The 14,154-nt window shown below is 68.9% G+C and carries 9 protein-coding genes; 6 read left to right on the top strand and 3 right to left on the bottom strand.

All coding sequences use genetic code 11. The features are described 5' to 3' along the window. Positions 1 to 92 precede the first annotated feature (92 nt). Both KYK13_RS20855 and KYK13_RS20850 read right to left on the bottom strand, forming a co-directional pair. On the bottom strand, positions 93 to 857 hold the full coding sequence (locus KYK13_RS20855) for a hypothetical protein (protein ID WP_223631986.1): 765 nt from the start codon (positions 855 to 857) through the stop codon (positions 93 to 95). 415 nt (positions 858 to 1,272) lie between these two features. Next, positions 1,273 to 2,112, bottom strand: coding sequence for a LysR family transcriptional regulator (locus tag KYK13_RS20850; protein ID WP_223631984.1), 840 nt, complete (start codon positions 2,110 to 2,112; stop codon positions 1,273 to 1,275). A gap of 110 nt (positions 2,113 to 2,222) precedes the next feature. Between KYK13_RS20850 and KYK13_RS20845 the strand changes: the two genes are divergently transcribed. The 6 genes from KYK13_RS20845 (at position 2,223) to KYK13_RS20820 (ending at position 12,496) form a co-directional block, all read left to right on the top strand. Beyond that, positions 2,223 to 3,002: a DsbA family protein gene (locus KYK13_RS20845; protein WP_223631982.1), complete on the top strand. Its 780-nt coding sequence runs from the start codon at positions 2,223 to 2,225 to the stop codon at positions 3,000 to 3,002. A gap of 243 nt (positions 3,003 to 3,245) precedes the next feature. Then, entirely contained in the window at positions 3,246 to 4,406 is a 1,161-nt protein-coding gene (chrA, locus tag KYK13_RS20840) for a chromate efflux transporter (RefSeq protein WP_223631980.1), read from the top strand. Positions 4,407 to 4,818: 412 nt separating this feature from the next. Further along, entirely contained in the window at positions 4,819 to 8,220 is a 3,402-nt protein-coding gene (locus tag KYK13_RS20835) for a hypothetical protein (protein ID WP_223631978.1), read from the top strand. Between the two features lie 307 nt (positions 8,221 to 8,527). Continuing rightward, complete coding sequence (locus KYK13_RS20830; RefSeq protein ID WP_223631976.1) at positions 8,528 to 10,621, top strand: S46 family peptidase; 2,094 nt, start codon at positions 8,528 to 8,530, stop codon at positions 10,619 to 10,621. Between the two features lie 94 nt (positions 10,622 to 10,715). Continuing rightward, positions 10,716 to 11,708 (top strand): DUF2268 domain-containing putative Zn-dependent protease, encoded by a 993-nt coding sequence (locus KYK13_RS20825; RefSeq protein ID WP_223631974.1) that lies wholly within the window; start codon positions 10,716 to 10,718, stop codon positions 11,706 to 11,708. Positions 11,709 to 11,728: 20 nt separating this feature from the next. After that, the gene (locus KYK13_RS20820) at positions 11,729 to 12,496 is read left to right on the top strand and encodes a phytanoyl-CoA dioxygenase family protein (RefSeq protein WP_223631972.1); all 768 of its coding nucleotides are present in this window, start codon (positions 11,729 to 11,731) and stop codon (positions 12,494 to 12,496) included. Between the two features lie 12 nt (positions 12,497 to 12,508). Here KYK13_RS20820 and guaA read toward each other — a convergent pair whose 3' ends face one another. Beyond that, positions 12,509 to 14,062 (bottom strand): glutamine-hydrolyzing GMP synthase, encoded by a 1,554-nt coding sequence (gene guaA / locus KYK13_RS20815; protein ID WP_223631970.1) that lies wholly within the window; start codon positions 14,060 to 14,062, stop codon positions 12,509 to 12,511. Positions 14,063 to 14,154: the final 92 nt, after the last annotated feature.

Raw genomic sequence — 14,154 nt, 5'->3', positions numbered from 1 at the left:
AGCGGCGTCCGTGGATATGAACTGCACGCCGCACCGCAGGCAGAGCCACGGGTTTTGGTACGGGTCCATCACGATGAAGTTCGAGGGGTCGCTCATGAAGCGTCCCCCGCCAGGCGGATGATTTGGCGCTCAACGTCTCGGAGCTGGTCCGCGAGCCGGTAGGCAGTGGTCGCGGTGTCGCTGTTGCGCAGCTCGCTCCCGAGTCGCCCCGCATACGTCTCCAGGCAGTCCTTCGCGAGCGCGGCAGCCTTGCTAGCCCTGTCGAGCTGCGAAGCCCCCTTGAGCGGAACGCCAGGCATCACAGCGGGCCGCCGTGCGGTTTCGCGCAGCGCCTCAATGCTCGTCACCTTGTGCCGCTTGGTGATGCCGTGGGCGCTCACCAGCGCAGGGCTCAGCGCCAAATATCCGCAGTCCATGCAGATGCTCAGCCCCTTGAGCCGGGCCTCATCCGTGAGCGCTCCACGCAGGCTCTCCAGCGCCATCGCCGCGCCGTTCGTCGCGCTCAGCAGCTCCGCCGGATAGTCGGTCGTGTCGTCGTCGTCCTGCTCCGCGTAGAGCTTGAAAGACTCCATGACGCCCCTGGGAGTCGGGAGCGCCTGGAGCGCCGCGTCCAGCTCGTTCTGGCCCGGCGCGTTCTTCGGGAGCGCCTTCCGAATGTCCCCCAGCAAGGCGAGGACTCCCGCGTAGACGTCCGACAGCTCCCGCTCGTTGTCCTCCTTGAAGGCTTCCGAGATCTCCACGACGGACGGAATCAACGTCAGCGCCTGGTCAACGTGCTTCAGTGCTTCGTCGTACTTCGACGGGCTGTGCTTCCCCTTGAGTGGGTTCCGCAGCTTCAGCTTCTTCTTCGTGACCATGAGGTGGGGCTCCCGCGCGGCGAGTGACTGCGAGCGCTCCCCAGGCCGCGCGACGACCGGGGAGGCATGGCGAGCGGCGCGCGAGCTGGGCAGCTCCAGCACGCCGCGAAAGTCAGGAAGGGGGACGCGCGAGCCCTCAACGGTCAGCGCGAAACGAGGGGCGCCGAGCGCCCGAACGGCCGGCAAAAAGCGGCCGACATTCAACCCGAGGAGTAGTGGGAAATACTCACCACCTACAGAGTTGGAATTTGACCCCGCGAGGGGTGGGTCAAGTAACCGGGGGTGATCTGTAAACCGCCCGGAATCACACAGGAATCCGGCCTTTACGTCTGATAAGAAGCGTTATGTAAACTAAGCCTCTGGGGTGTGGGTCGATCCTCGGGAACCCCCTGTCTTCCGCGCTTCCGGTTGAGGCTCAGGCCTCCCAGGCGCCCGCGGCGCGCCGGAGGGCTTCGGCGAGTGAGTCCCGGGCCCGCCTGAGGGCCGCGTCCACGCGCCGGGTTGCGGCGGACAGCAGCCACACCGGTGGGCCTCCCGGGAGCTCCTCCTCCAGCACCAGACGCGGGTCCCCTTCCGCGAGCAGCGCCGGGAGCACGCTTCGGCCCAGGCCCGCGACGCAGGCATCCCTGATGCCGAGCAGCGTGTCGCACTCCACGAGGGACTCCGCGTCCTCAGGGACAGCCTTCCACCAGCGCATGGAGGATCGGGTGCGCAGGTTCTCTGATGGCAGGACCCAGGCCGACGGGGCCTGCCTGGCGGCCCGCGCCCGGAACACTCCGAGCCGCAGCCTCCCCAGTTGCTGTCCCCGCAGCGCACCGCCTGGCGTGTGACTCGGCCTCAAGGCCAGGTCCGTCACCCCAGGCTCCAGCGCCAGCTCGCTCTCGGAGATGCGCACCTGGACCCGCTGCGTGAAGCCGCACGTGCGCAGCGCGCCGAACAGCAGTGACGCCAGCACTTCGTTCGTGGTGATGACGAGCCGGCCTGCGCGCGCCCGGCGCTGCTCCTCCAGGAGTGCCCCCACGTCCAGGGCGTGGGGCCGCATGTGGCCCGCGCGCTCGGCAATGGCGAGGCCGAGTGGCGTCGGACGCAGCCTCGCCCCACGCAGGAAGAGCGGCGCCCCTAGCGCGCGCTCAAGAGCGTCCACCCGCCGCGAGATGGACGAGTGGCGCAGCGAGAGCTCGCGCGCCGCGCCTACGACGCTCCCCGTGCGCACCAGCGCCTCCACCGTCTGCAGGTCGTCCCAGGCGATGTGCATGAACGCACATGCTGTGCGCGTCCGCGGTAGGTCGTCAACGCAGGGGGCTGGGGCTATCTCTCGGGGCGTGGCGCGGAGCCCCCAGCAACGCGAACGAACCGGAGACGGCCTTGACGACCCCCAGAGACCCGCACGAGACACCCCCCGAGACGCAGGCGTTGTGTGACCCCGATTCGGGGACGTGCGCGCTCCCCGACGCGGCGCTGAAGCGCGCCGGGCCGAGCGCCGAAGGGCCCGTGGATGAGGTGCTCTATGTGGGGGACCCGATGTGCTCCTGGTGCTGGGGCGGCTCGCCCGGCCTCCGCCAACTGGAGGCGGAGGCGAACCGTCGGGGCATCCCCTTCCGCATCCTGGTGGGTGGGCTCCGTCCGGGAGGCGGGGACCCCTGGAACGAGCGGTTCAAGGGCTTCCTGCGCCACCACTGGGAGGAGATCGCCGAGCGCACCGGGCAGCCGTTCTCCACCCGGTTCCTCGACCGGGCGGCGTTCAACTACGACACCGAGCCTGCGTGCCGCGCGTTCCTCGTCATGCGCGGGATGCTCGAGCAGACGCCGGGACCGGAGACGCGAGCGTACGAGGTGTTCGCCTCCATCCAGCGGAAGTTCTACGCCGAGTCGGAGGACCCGACCGTGGCGTCCTTCTACGAGAGCCTCTGCGCCGCGCACGGCCTCGACTTCAGGGTGTTCCTGGTCCGGTTCGGCCATGCGGACGCGAAGCGGGCGACGGCGAACGAATTCCAGCAGGTCAGGACCCTGGGCGTGAGCGCGTTCCCGACCGTGCTCTTCCGTGGCGGCGCCGGCCTCGAAGTGCTCGCCAGCGGCTTCATGACCGGACCTCGCCTGGTCGAGGCGCTTGCCCGGGCGACGAAGCGGGCAAGGGGCGAGGCGTGAAGATCGGTCGGCAAGTCCTCGCCAGGGGCGAGGGGGCGCAGCTGAACCAGGGAGGCCTGACACTGCGCGCCTCGCAGGACTGCAGTGCGCTCTGGATTGACGTCGCGGCCTGACAGTCCAAACGAGCACTCAGAATGAAGACAGCCCGGCCCCTCGCGCTTATGTCCCATCCCCTGCCCTGCGCCGTGGCACCATCGCCGCGATTCCATCGGTTCTGATTCGCGAACGAGGCTCCCAAGACGCATGGATTCGACACCTTCCGGCGATGTCGCCCGGGGCTCGCTCGGCGAGATCGCGCGGGTCTTCCTCCGGCTGGGGCTGACGGCCTTTGGCGGCCCTGCCGCGCACATCGCGATGATGGAAGACGAGCTCGTGCGGCGGCGCCGGTGGCTGCCCCGTGAGGAGTTCCTCGACCTGCTGGGCGCCACCCACCTCATCCCGGGCCCAAACTCCACCGAACTGGCCATCCACCTGGGGCACCGGCGCGCCGGCTGGCCCGGGCTGCTCGTGGCCGGCGCGTGCTTCATCGTCCCGGCGATGCTCCTCACGCTCGCGGCGGCCTGGGCCTACGTGCGTTTTGGTTCCCTGCCGCAAGCCGACGCCCTCTTGTACGGCGTCAAACCCGTCATCCTGGCCGTGGTCCTCCAGGCCCTCTGGGGTCTTGGCAAGATGGCCCTGACGACAGCCCCCCGGGTCGTCGTGGCCGTCGGCTCGGCCGTGGCGAGCGCCCTGGGCGCCAACGAGCTGCTCATCCTGGCCGTGGCCGGTGGCGCCCTGGCGGCCTGGAGCCATGTCCGGTCCTCTCCCGCTTCGAGCTCGCCACTCCTGCTGACGCCGTTCGCCCTCCACGGCGTCACGGCCGCGACCGCGACGGCGGCCACGCCGTTCAGCCTCGGCGGCCTCTTCCTGTTCTTCCTCAAGGTCGGCAGCGTGCTGTTCGGCAGCGGCTACGTGTTGCTGGCGTTCCTCCGCGCGGACCTCGTCGAGCGCTGGGGCTGGCTCACCGAGGCCCAGCTCCTGGATGCCGTGGCCGTGGGCCAGCTCACGCCGGGCCCTGTCTTCACCACGGCGACGTTCATCGGCTATCTGGTGGGCGGCGTGCCTGGCGCCGGACTCGCCACGCTGGGCATCTTCCTGCCCGCCTTCGTCTTCGTGGCGCTCAGCGGCCCGCTGGTGCCCCGGATCCGCCGGTCCCGGACGGCGGGCGCGGTGCTCGACGGGGTCAACGCGGCCTCGCTGGCCCTCATGTCCGTGGTGACCTGGCAGTTGGGACGCGCGGCCCTGGTGGATGGCTGGACGGTGGCCCTGGCCGTGGTCGGATCCGTGTTGCTGCTCCGCTGGCGGGTCAACTCGGCCTGGCTGGTGCTGGGCGGTGCCGCCGTGGGGCTGCTTCGGGCCTGGTGACCCCGGTATGCCGGCCACCTGCGTTGGGCCTGGTGCGCGGCAGACCCAATCCCATGCGTGTGTCCCGCTTGCGTGAGAATGATACATCAAGACGCTAATTTCTATTAAATCAATATTTCACTGAGAGTCTTGCTTGTTGCTCATGAGCAGGGTTTATCTCTTTGCCCTCCCGCTTGAGATTGAACCTGCCATGACTCCTACTGTCTCCATCCGGTTGTTCCTGGTGTGTGCCCTGACCTTGTTCGGGGGCTGTTCCCCTCCCCCCGCCGATGCTGTCCCTCCACTCTTGGGTGAGGGTGACGAAGTGGCGTCCCAGGAACTCGTGACGCAGGGGGCGCCATCGCTGCATTCGGAGCGGCGTGGCATCGGCTTGAGCTTCCAATCCCCCCAGGGGGCGGTCCCCTCGGCGGGAGTGACACTGGATCCTCGCCGTTCGCTGGCCGTCACGGAGCAGGCCATCGTCAGCACCTTCACGCTGAAGCAGGTGATGGATCAGCTCGTCGCGCAGAGCGGCGTGCCGGGCCTCACCGGCTTGCAGCTCTTCCGCCAGCTCTGGGACACCCAGAACCCCAAGCCCGGCCTCGGCTTGGGGGGACACTGCAATGACCAGGTGGATGGCGGCGGCAATCCCATCTTCAACGGTCATCCCTACCTCTGCCGCCCTGCCGAGGGTTCCCAGGTCCAGGCGGATCCGTTCACGGACCCGAACTCGAGCAACGCGTACATGGCGGTGGGGCTCTTCAACCGGTTCGACCTGGCTCCGGTGAACGGCGCGGACTGTGGCGAGTACCGCATCGTCTTCGCGAAGCGCTCCGGTGCGAGCAGCGCGACGAACCGCAACTTCATCATCTTCGAGGCCTCGCTGCCCAACCCCACCCCCGCGAAGGGGCTGGAGGGCTGCCTGGCCGTCGCGCGGTTCTGGAAGGACCTGTCGGCCAACAGCGACCTCGCCTCCCGCGCCGCCGCGCTCCGGCAGTTCTACTTCCAGGGCCTGCCCGGCTTCCGGCCCGTGGTGCACATCGACAACTACGGTGCGGAGGCTGGCCGGGGCACGGGGCAGATCCGCACCAACATGTTCATGCAGTCCAACTGGATGCTGCGCGAGTTCAAGCTCCAGAAGACCTGCGGCGGCACTGGCTGCACCTCGCTCAAGGCCGTGGTCGTGACGGACAAGGTGAACCCCTTTGGAGGGCTGTTCAGCCCCACGTCGACGCACCCGCTGGCGGCGGACTTCCGTGCCTTCCTCCCCAGCCAGGTGGCGGCGCTGGCGGTGGCGGACCTCAACCTCTTCAACTACGAGGTGCCGGACCGCTTCAACGGGGGCCAGAGCCAGTCGCAGGGCTCGGAGAACAACTACACCGTCCAGTTTGGCAGCGGAGGCACGCTCCGGACGGCGCTCCAGGCGGAGCTCACGCGCATCAACAGCCCGCTGACGCCGGACCACATCATCCAGCGCGCGAAGGCGCTGTCGTGCGCGGGCTGCCACGACCTGAGCAACGGCGCCAACGTGGGCCTGTTCCAGACGTGGCCCCGGTCGCTGGGGTTCACCCACACCAGCGAGACCACGGAGGCGGGGCCGGAGGGCCCGCGCTTCCTGCTGTCCCCGGCGGTGGTGAACGTCTTCCTGCCCCATCGCGCGGCCGTGCTCGAAGCCTTCCTCAACCGTCCGCGTCCCTGCCCCGACATGGGGTGCATCGCGGCGGGCATTTTTCACTCGTTGGTCGCGCGTCCCGATGGGACGGTCTGGGCCTCGGGCTCCAACAGCGACGGTCAGCTGGGAAACGGCACGACGCTCAAAAGCACCACGCCGGTCCAGGTGTCAGGTCTGAGTGGGGTCATGTCCGTGGCCGCGGGCTCCAATCATTCCCTGGCCCTGCGTGCTGACGGCACGGTGTGGGCATGGGGCCGCAACGACGCTGGCGAGCTTGGCGACGGCACGACGTTTCGCCGAACCACGCCGGTGCAGGTCCCTGGCCTGACGGGAGTCACGGCCGTCGCGGCACGCGGTGCAACCTCCGTGGCGCTACGCGCTGATGGCACGGTGTGGGCCTGGGGCAGCAATTCCCAGGGACAGCTCGGTGACGGCTCGACGATCTCCCGCTCGTTGCCCGGCCTCGTCCCTGGCGTGAACGGAGTCACTTCTGTCGCCGTAGGTCTTGGCCATGTCCTGGTCCTGCGCTCGGACAGGACGCTCTGGGCCTGGGGACGCAACAACTCCGGGCAGCTGGGGGATGGCACCACCACCCGCCGGCTCACGCCGCAGCCCGTTGCTGGAATGACGGATGTCGCGGCCTTGGCCGCGGGCTCCTCCAGCTCCGTGGTGGCTCGCTCGGACGGCACCGTCTGGTCCTGGGGCTCAAGGTTGATTCAGCAGGGTGCCGATGGGAGTTGGAGCTCGGTGCTCGAAAAGTCACCCGTGAAGGTCGCGGGCTTGACCGCGGCCGTCGCAGTGGCCGCGGGTGGAGACTCTGCGATGGTGTTGCGTTCGGACGGCAGCCTCTGGGCCTGGGGACGCAACACCAGTGGTCAGCTGGGAACGGGGAACCGGCGGGGAGTCACGGTGCCCCAGCCCGTGTCCGGCCCCCCGGGTGGCTTCGTTTCCGTGAGCGTGGGCGACGACCACGTCCTGGCGATGCGCTCGGATGGCTCGGTCTGGAGCTGGGGCGAAAACCGAGATGGCCAGCGCGGCGATGGAACCACGAGCGCACGGACCACTCCGGGACAGGTGCCGGGGATGGATTCCGTGACGGCGGTGGTGGCGGGTGGAAACCACATCCTCGCGCAGCGCATCGATGGCACCGTCTGGGCCATGGGCGACAACAGCGTGGGCCAACTCGGACTGTCAGGCCCCGCTCCGCGCTCGGCTCTGACCCGGATCGAGGGATTGAACGATGTCGGCGCGATCTCCGCGGGCGGATACCATTCCCTGGCCATGCTCAACGATGGGACCGTCTGGAGCTGGGGAGACAACGCGTATGGGCAGCTGGGCCTGGGCACGACGAATGCGTACTCGGGACTCGCGCAGGTTCCGGGGCTGGATGGGATTGTCGCGGTGGCAGCGGGCGAAAATCACTCACTGGCGCTGCGCTACGATGGGACCGTCTGGGCCTGGGGCTTCAACGTGTGGGGTCAACTGGGGAACGGGTCCACGGCCTGGGTGCAGCCCCTTCCCGTCCAGGTGCCGGGCTTGAGCGGCATCGGGGCCATCGCCGCTGGCGCCGACTTCTCTCTTGCCTTGCACGATGACGGGAGCGTCTGGGCCTGGGGCAGCAACCTGGTTGGACAATTGGGCGATGGCACCACGGTGGGGCAGCGCAACAGCCCCATCCAGGTACCGGGATTGAGCAATGTCGTCTCCCTGGATGCGGGAGAGAGCCACGTGCTCGCCGTGCGCGGGGATGGCACGCTTTGGGCGTGGGGCTCCAATGGTTCTGGAGAGCTGGGAACCGGCAGCCCGCTGTCGTCACCGCTCCCGGTGCAGGTGACTGGGTTGAGTGGCGTCGTGAGGATGTCCGCGGGAAGCGGTTATTCCATGGCGGTGCGCTCCGACGGCACCGTGTGGACCTGGGGCTCGAACTCCGAGGGCGAATTGGGAACCGGCACCCTCGTCTCCAGTGCCGTTCCCGTCCAGGTCCCCAACCTGAGTGGGATTCAGAGCGTGGCCTCGGGCCTGTCCGGCCGTCAGTTCGAGTCCTTCTCCCTGGCGCTGGGCAACGACGGAACGCTCTGGTCCTGGGGCAACAACACCGATGGCCAGCTCGGCCTCGGTGGTCCGACCCGCTACAGCTCCGTGCCCGCTCGCAGCCTCTTCTAGTTTGCGGCGAGGCTCGTAGAGGGCGCCCGGAAGGGCACGACATCGCGGACTTCCGGGCCGTGCTCGGCACCACCCCCGGCGCGTGGGCGCGCGCACGGGCGGCCTGAGCCGACCCGGACGCGCTGCGTCGGGACGCTGCGGATGGGAAAAAGCGCCTGCCTGGTGGGCCTCCCAGGAATCGTTCGGGCGCCCGGGCGTTGTGCTTCCGGCGGAGGCGTTTTCCCAGCTTGACCGACGCTGGGCCATCCCTCACAAACGCCCCGTCCCCGCGGGCCCTCCGTCCCGCGGCCCCGAAAGGATTTCACTCATGAAGCGATTGGTCGTCATCGCCGCCCTCGTGGGTGCCGCTCCGGCGCTCGCCGATGAAGGCATGTGGACGTACAACAACTTCCCCGCCGCCAAGGTGAAGGAGAAGTACGGCTTCGAGCCGAACCAGCAGTGGCTGGAGAAGCTGCGCCTGGGCGCGGTGCGTCTGGCCGGCGGCTGCTCGGCCAGCTTCGTGTCGCCGGATGGTCTGGTGATGACGAACCACCACTGCGCGCGCGGCTGCATCGAGCAGCTCTCCAGCGCGAAGCAGGACTACCTGGCCAACGGCTTCTACGCGAAGACCCAGGCCGAGGAGAAGCAGTGCCCGGCGATGGAGGTGAACCAGCTCGTCGAGATCACCGACGTCACGGAGCAGCTCAACAAGGCCACCCAGTCGCTGACCGGCAAGCAGTACTCGGACACGCTGAAGGCGGAGATGGCCAAGGTGGAGAAGGCCTGCGCCAACGGCGACGACAAGGTGCGCTGCGACGTCGTCACGCTGTACCAGGGCGGCAAGTACAACCTCTACAAGTACCGCCGGTATCAGGACGTGCGCCTGGTGTTCGCGCCGGAGCACGCCATCGCCTTCTTCGGCGGTGACCCGGACAACTTCGAGTTCCCCCGCTACGACCTGGATGTGTCCTTCGTGCGCATCTATCAGGACAAGCAGCCGGTGAAGACGCCGGACTACTTCAAGTGGTCCGAGCACGGCGCGAAGGACGGCGAGCTCACGTTCGTGGCCGGCAACCCGGGCCGCACCTCGCGCGCGCTGACCATCGCGGAGCTGGAGTACATCCGCGACGTGTCCATGCCCAAGACGCTCATGCAGCTGTCCGAGCTGCGCGGCATGATCACCGAGTTCCAGAAGCGCGGCCCCGAGCAGAAGCGCATCTCCAGCAACCTGCTGTTCGGCGTGGAGAACGCCCTCAAGGCCTCCAAGGGCCGCGAGGAGGCGCTGGTCGACAAGAAGTTCTTCGCCTCCAAGGTCGCCGCGGAGCAGGAGCTGCGCAAGAAGGTCGACGCGAACCCCGAGCTGAAGAAGAAGTACGCCGGCGCGTGGGATGAGATCGCCAAGGCGGAGGAGCAGCTCAAGACGATCCGCAAGGACCTGAACTTCATGGAGCAGGGCTCGGGCTTCTCCTCCACCCTGTTCAACATCGCCAAGACGCTGGTGCGCGCCGGCGAGGAGCTGCCCAAGGACAACGGCCAGCGCCTGCGCGAGTTCAACGACGCGAACCAGCCCGCGCTCAAGGCGCAGCTCTTCAGCCCCGCGCCCATCTATCCGGAGCTGGAGATCGCCCGCCTGACGTTCGGCCTCACCAAGCTGCGCGAGGAGCTGGGCGCGAAGCACCCGTTCGTGAAGAAGGTGCTGGGCAAGGAGTCCCCCGAGCAGCTGGCCACCCGCGTGGTGAAGGGCAGCAAGCTGGCGGACGTGAAGACGCGCCAGGCGCTCTTCGACGGCGGCAAGAAGGCCGTGGATGCGTCCAAGGACCCGATGATCCAGCTGGCCGCGCTGGTGGACCCGGACGCGCGCGCCATCCGCAAGAAGTACGAGGATGACGTGGAGTCCGTCATCCGGAAGAACAGCGAGCTGGTCGCCAAGGCGAAGTTCGAGATCTACGGCACCAGCCAGTACCCGGACGCGACGTTCTCCCCGCGCGTGTCCTTCGGTTCCGTGAAGGGCTACACGGAGGACGGCCAGCAGGTCGCCCCCATCACCCAGATGTCCGGCACCTTCGAGCACGCCACGGGCCAGGATCCGTTCGCCCTGCCCAAGTCGTGGGTGAAGTCGGAGAAGATCATCGACGGCAGCACGCCGATGAACTTCGTCACCAACAACGACATCATCGGCGGCAACTCCGGCTCGCCCGTGGTGAACAAGAACCACGAGATCGTCGGCCTGGTGTTCGACGGCAACATCCAGTCGCTGGGCGGTGAGTACGGCTTCGACGAGTCCGTGAACCGCACGGTGGCCGTGCACTCGGACGCCATCATCGAGGCGCTCCAGAAGGTGTACGGCGCCAACCGCGTCCTGGAGGAGCTGCGCCCCGGGAGCACCAAGGTGGCGCCGGTGAAGGCGAGCCCGGCGGGGTAGTCTTCCCACCGGCTTCTTGAAGCACCCGAGAGGCTGTCCGGTTCACACCGGGCAGCCTCTTCGTTCATCCGCACCCCCTTGCCCGGACCCCCCATTGCGCCTCCACCCTGCCCTGTTCGCCGTGACGACCACCGCCGCGCTCGGGCTGACCGCCTGCGCCGCGAGGCGCCCTCCGGAGGCGCCCCCCGCCCCCGTCCAGGACGTGGTCTCCACCGTGGACGTGGATCACTTCTGGGAGGCCTACGACGCCGTCCGGAGCACGACCGCGCCGGCCGAACAGCTCGCCCGCTTCCAGGCGCTCTACGTGGATCGGGGCTCGCCGGGGCTGCACAGCTTCATGCGCGCGAAGCGCTACACGGCGCAGGGCTACGTGGACGCCATCCGTGACCACCCCCGGTTCTGGGAGTCCGTGCGTCCCCTGACGGCGCTCGCCAGGGAAGACGCGGCCCGCGTGGCCCCCGTGCTGGAGCGCTTCCGCGCCCTCTACCCCCGGCTTGGCACCGCGGAGGTGTACTTCACCGTGGGCGCGCTCCGCTCGAGTGGCACCGCGCTGGACGGCCGGGTGCTCCTGGGCGCGGAGCTGGCCACCGGCGACGCCCGGGTGGACGTCTCCGAGCTCCCGCCCAAGCTGCGCGAGGCGCTGGGCACCTACTTCCAGAGCCGGCCCCATGAAGGCCTGGACCTGCTCATCGCCCACGAGGCCGTGCACACGCGCCAGAAGGTCCCCTCGGACGTGCTGGTGGACTGGGTCGTCTACGAGGGCGTGGCGGACTTCGTGGCCGAGCAGGTCACCGGCCGGCTGCCCGCGCTGGCCTACGTCACCTATGGCCCTCAGCACGACGCGGAGCTGCGCGAGCGCTTCCGGGAGGCCCAGGACGCGACGACCTTCGAACCCTGGCTCTGGTCAGGCCCGGGCAACGCGGACGGCGTGGCGGACCTGGGCTATTACGTGGGCTACGCCATCGCCCGCGCCTACCATGCGAAGGCCCCGGACAAGCAGGCGGCGCTCCAGCGGATGATTGAACTGGACTACGCGGACACCGCCGCGGTGAAGAGCTTCGTCAGGGAGAGCGGCTACCTGCGGTGATGCCGGGGACGGGAGCATCCATGGACGACGCGCGTGCGGAGCAGTTCATGCGGGACGGGTTCCTGCGCATCGACGGGGCCTTCCCCCGGGAGCTCGCGGACGAGGCGCGGGCCGTCCTCTGGCGGGACACCGGGTGTGATCCGGACCGGCCCTCCACCTGGGCCCGGCCCGTCATCCGCCTGGGCATGTACACCCAGCGGCCCTTCGTGGACGCCGCGAACACGCCCGTGCTGCATGCGGCCTGCGACGCGCTCGTGGGCGCCGGGCGGTGGCTGCCGCTGAAGGCCATGGGCACGTTCCCCGTGCGCTTCCCTTCCCGGGAGGATCCAGGCGACACGGGATGGCACATCGACATGGGGTTCGATTTCGACAAGCCGGACTTCATGGAGTGGCGCGCCAACGTCGCCTCGAAGGGCCGGGCGCTGCTCATGCTCTTCCTCTTCTCCGACGTGGGCGAGGACGACGCGCCCACCCGCATCCGCGTGGGCTCGCACCAGGACGTCGCGCGGCTGCTGGGGCCCGCCGGTGAAGCGGGCCTCACGCTGCGCCAACTGGCGGCGAACGGCTTCGAGGAGTCCGCCTACCGGCGGGAGGTCCTGGCCATGGGCGAGGCGGGCACCGTCTACCTGTGCCACCCCTTCCTCGTGCACTCGGCGCAGGCCCACCGGGGGACGCGGCCGCGCTTCATGGCGCAGCCTCCGCTCCTGCCCCGGGAGCCGCTGAGCCTGGCCCGGCTCCCAGAGGATACGTCGCCGGTGGAGGAGTCCATCCGGCGCGCGGTGACTTGAGGCGCTACGGCGTCACTCCCACTCGATGGTGGCGGGCGGCTTGGAGGAGATGTCGTAGACGACGCGGTTGATGCCGCGGACCTCGTTGGTGATGCGCGAGGAGATCTTCTCCAGCAGCGGGAACGGCAGGCGCGCCCAGTCCGCCGTCATGCCGTCCACGCTGGTGACGGCGCGCAGCACGCAGGTGGACTCGTAGGTGCGCTCGTCGCCCATCACGCCCACGCTCTGCACCGGCAGCAGGACGGCGAAGGCCTGCCAGACCTCCTTGTACATGCCGGCCTTGTGGATCTCCTCCTGCACGATGGCGTCCGCGCGGCGCACCAGGTCCAGGCGCTTCTCCGTCACCTCGCCCAGCACGCGGATGGCCAGGCCCGGGCCCGGGAAGGGCTGGCGGGAGACCATCTCGTCCGGCAGGCCCAGCTCGCGGCCCAGGGCGCGGACCTCGTCCTTGAAGAGCTCGCGCAGGGGCTCCACCAGCTTGAGCTTCATCTGCTCCGGCAGGCCGCCCACGTTGTGGTGGCTCTTGATGGTGACGGACGGGCCCTTCCACGACACGGACTCGATGACGTCCGGGTACAGCGTGCCCTGCGCCAGGAAGCCCGCGTCCTGCACGTCGCGCGAGGCCTCCTCGAACACGGCGATGAACTCCCGGCCGATGATCTTCCGCTTCTGCTCCGGATCCGTCACGCCGGCCAGCTTCGACAGGAAGCGCTCCCGCGCATCCACCGTCTTCAGCGGCACGTGGAAGCGGTCCACGAAGAGCGCCTCCACCTGCGCCCGCTCGTTCTGACGCAGCACGCCATTGTCCACGAAGATGCACTGGAGCCGCGGCCCGATGGCCCGGTGCAGCAAGAGCGCCGCCACGGAGCTGTCCACGCCGCCGGAGAGGCCGCAGATGACGCGGCCCTCGTCGCCCACCTGCTTGCGGATGCTCTCCACGGCCTCGTCGATGAAGCCCTTCATCGTCCACGACCCGGTGACCTTGCAGTCGTTGAAGAGGAAGGCGCGCAGCATGGCCTTGCCCTGCGGCGTGTGGACCACCTCCGGGTGGAACTGGAAGCCGTACCAGGGGTTCGTCGCGTGGGCCGCCGCCGCGAAGGGCGAGTTGCCGCTGCGGCCAATGGCCTCGAAGCCCGGCGGGAGCATGTCCACCCGGTCGCCGTGGCTCATCCACACCTGCACCTGGTCGCCCGGGCGGAACTCCGCGAAGGGGCCCCGCGCGGAGAGCACCTCCACCGCCGCGCTGCCGAACTCGCGGTGGGCGCTCCGGTCGATGCGGCCGCCCAGGAGCTTGGAGATCAGTTGGAGGCCGTAGCAGATGCCCAGCACGGGGACGCCTGCTTCGAAGACGTAGGGGTCGCAGCGCGGGGAGCCGGGCGCCTCCACGGACGCCGGCCCGCCGGAGAGGATGATGCCCTTCGGGGCGAACTGCCGGATGTCGGCGGCGGGGAGGTCCGGGCGATGGATCTCGCAGTACACGCCCAGCTCGCGCACCCGGCGGGCGATGAGCTGGGTGTACTGGCTCCCGAAATCAAGGATCAGGATCTTCTCGGAGTGCAGGTCCACCGGCGATTCTCCCAGGGGGCGTCGTTGACGGGTGGGGGCCCTTATCGCTACAAACTTCGGGAAATCAACGCTGAAAGGCCGTCAATTGTTCG

The sequence above is a fragment of the Corallococcus sp. EGB genome, from assembly GCF_019968905.1.
Taxonomy (GTDB): domain Bacteria; phylum Myxococcota; class Myxococcia; order Myxococcales; family Myxococcaceae; genus Corallococcus.
This window is presented reverse-complemented; position numbering and strand designations above follow the sequence as displayed.

What these genes read in the sequence shown, in the direction of transcription:
- chrA (WP_223631980.1), top strand. Translation starts at nt 3,246, where the DNA reads ATGGATTCGACACCTTCCGGCGATGTCGCCCGGGGCTCGCTCGGCGAG.
- KYK13_RS20855 (WP_223631986.1), bottom strand. Translation starts at nt 857, where the DNA reads ATGGTCACGAAGAAGAAGCTGAAGCTGCGGAACCCACTCAAGGGGAAG.
- KYK13_RS20830 (WP_223631976.1), top strand. Translation starts at nt 8,528, where the DNA reads ATGAAGCGATTGGTCGTCATCGCCGCCCTCGTGGGTGCCGCTCCGGCG.
- KYK13_RS20850 (WP_223631984.1), bottom strand. Translation starts at nt 2,112, where the DNA reads ATGCACATCGCCTGGGACGACCTGCAGACGGTGGAGGCGCTGGTGCGC.
- KYK13_RS20820 (WP_223631972.1), top strand. Translation starts at nt 11,729, where the DNA reads ATGGACGACGCGCGTGCGGAGCAGTTCATGCGGGACGGGTTCCTGCGC.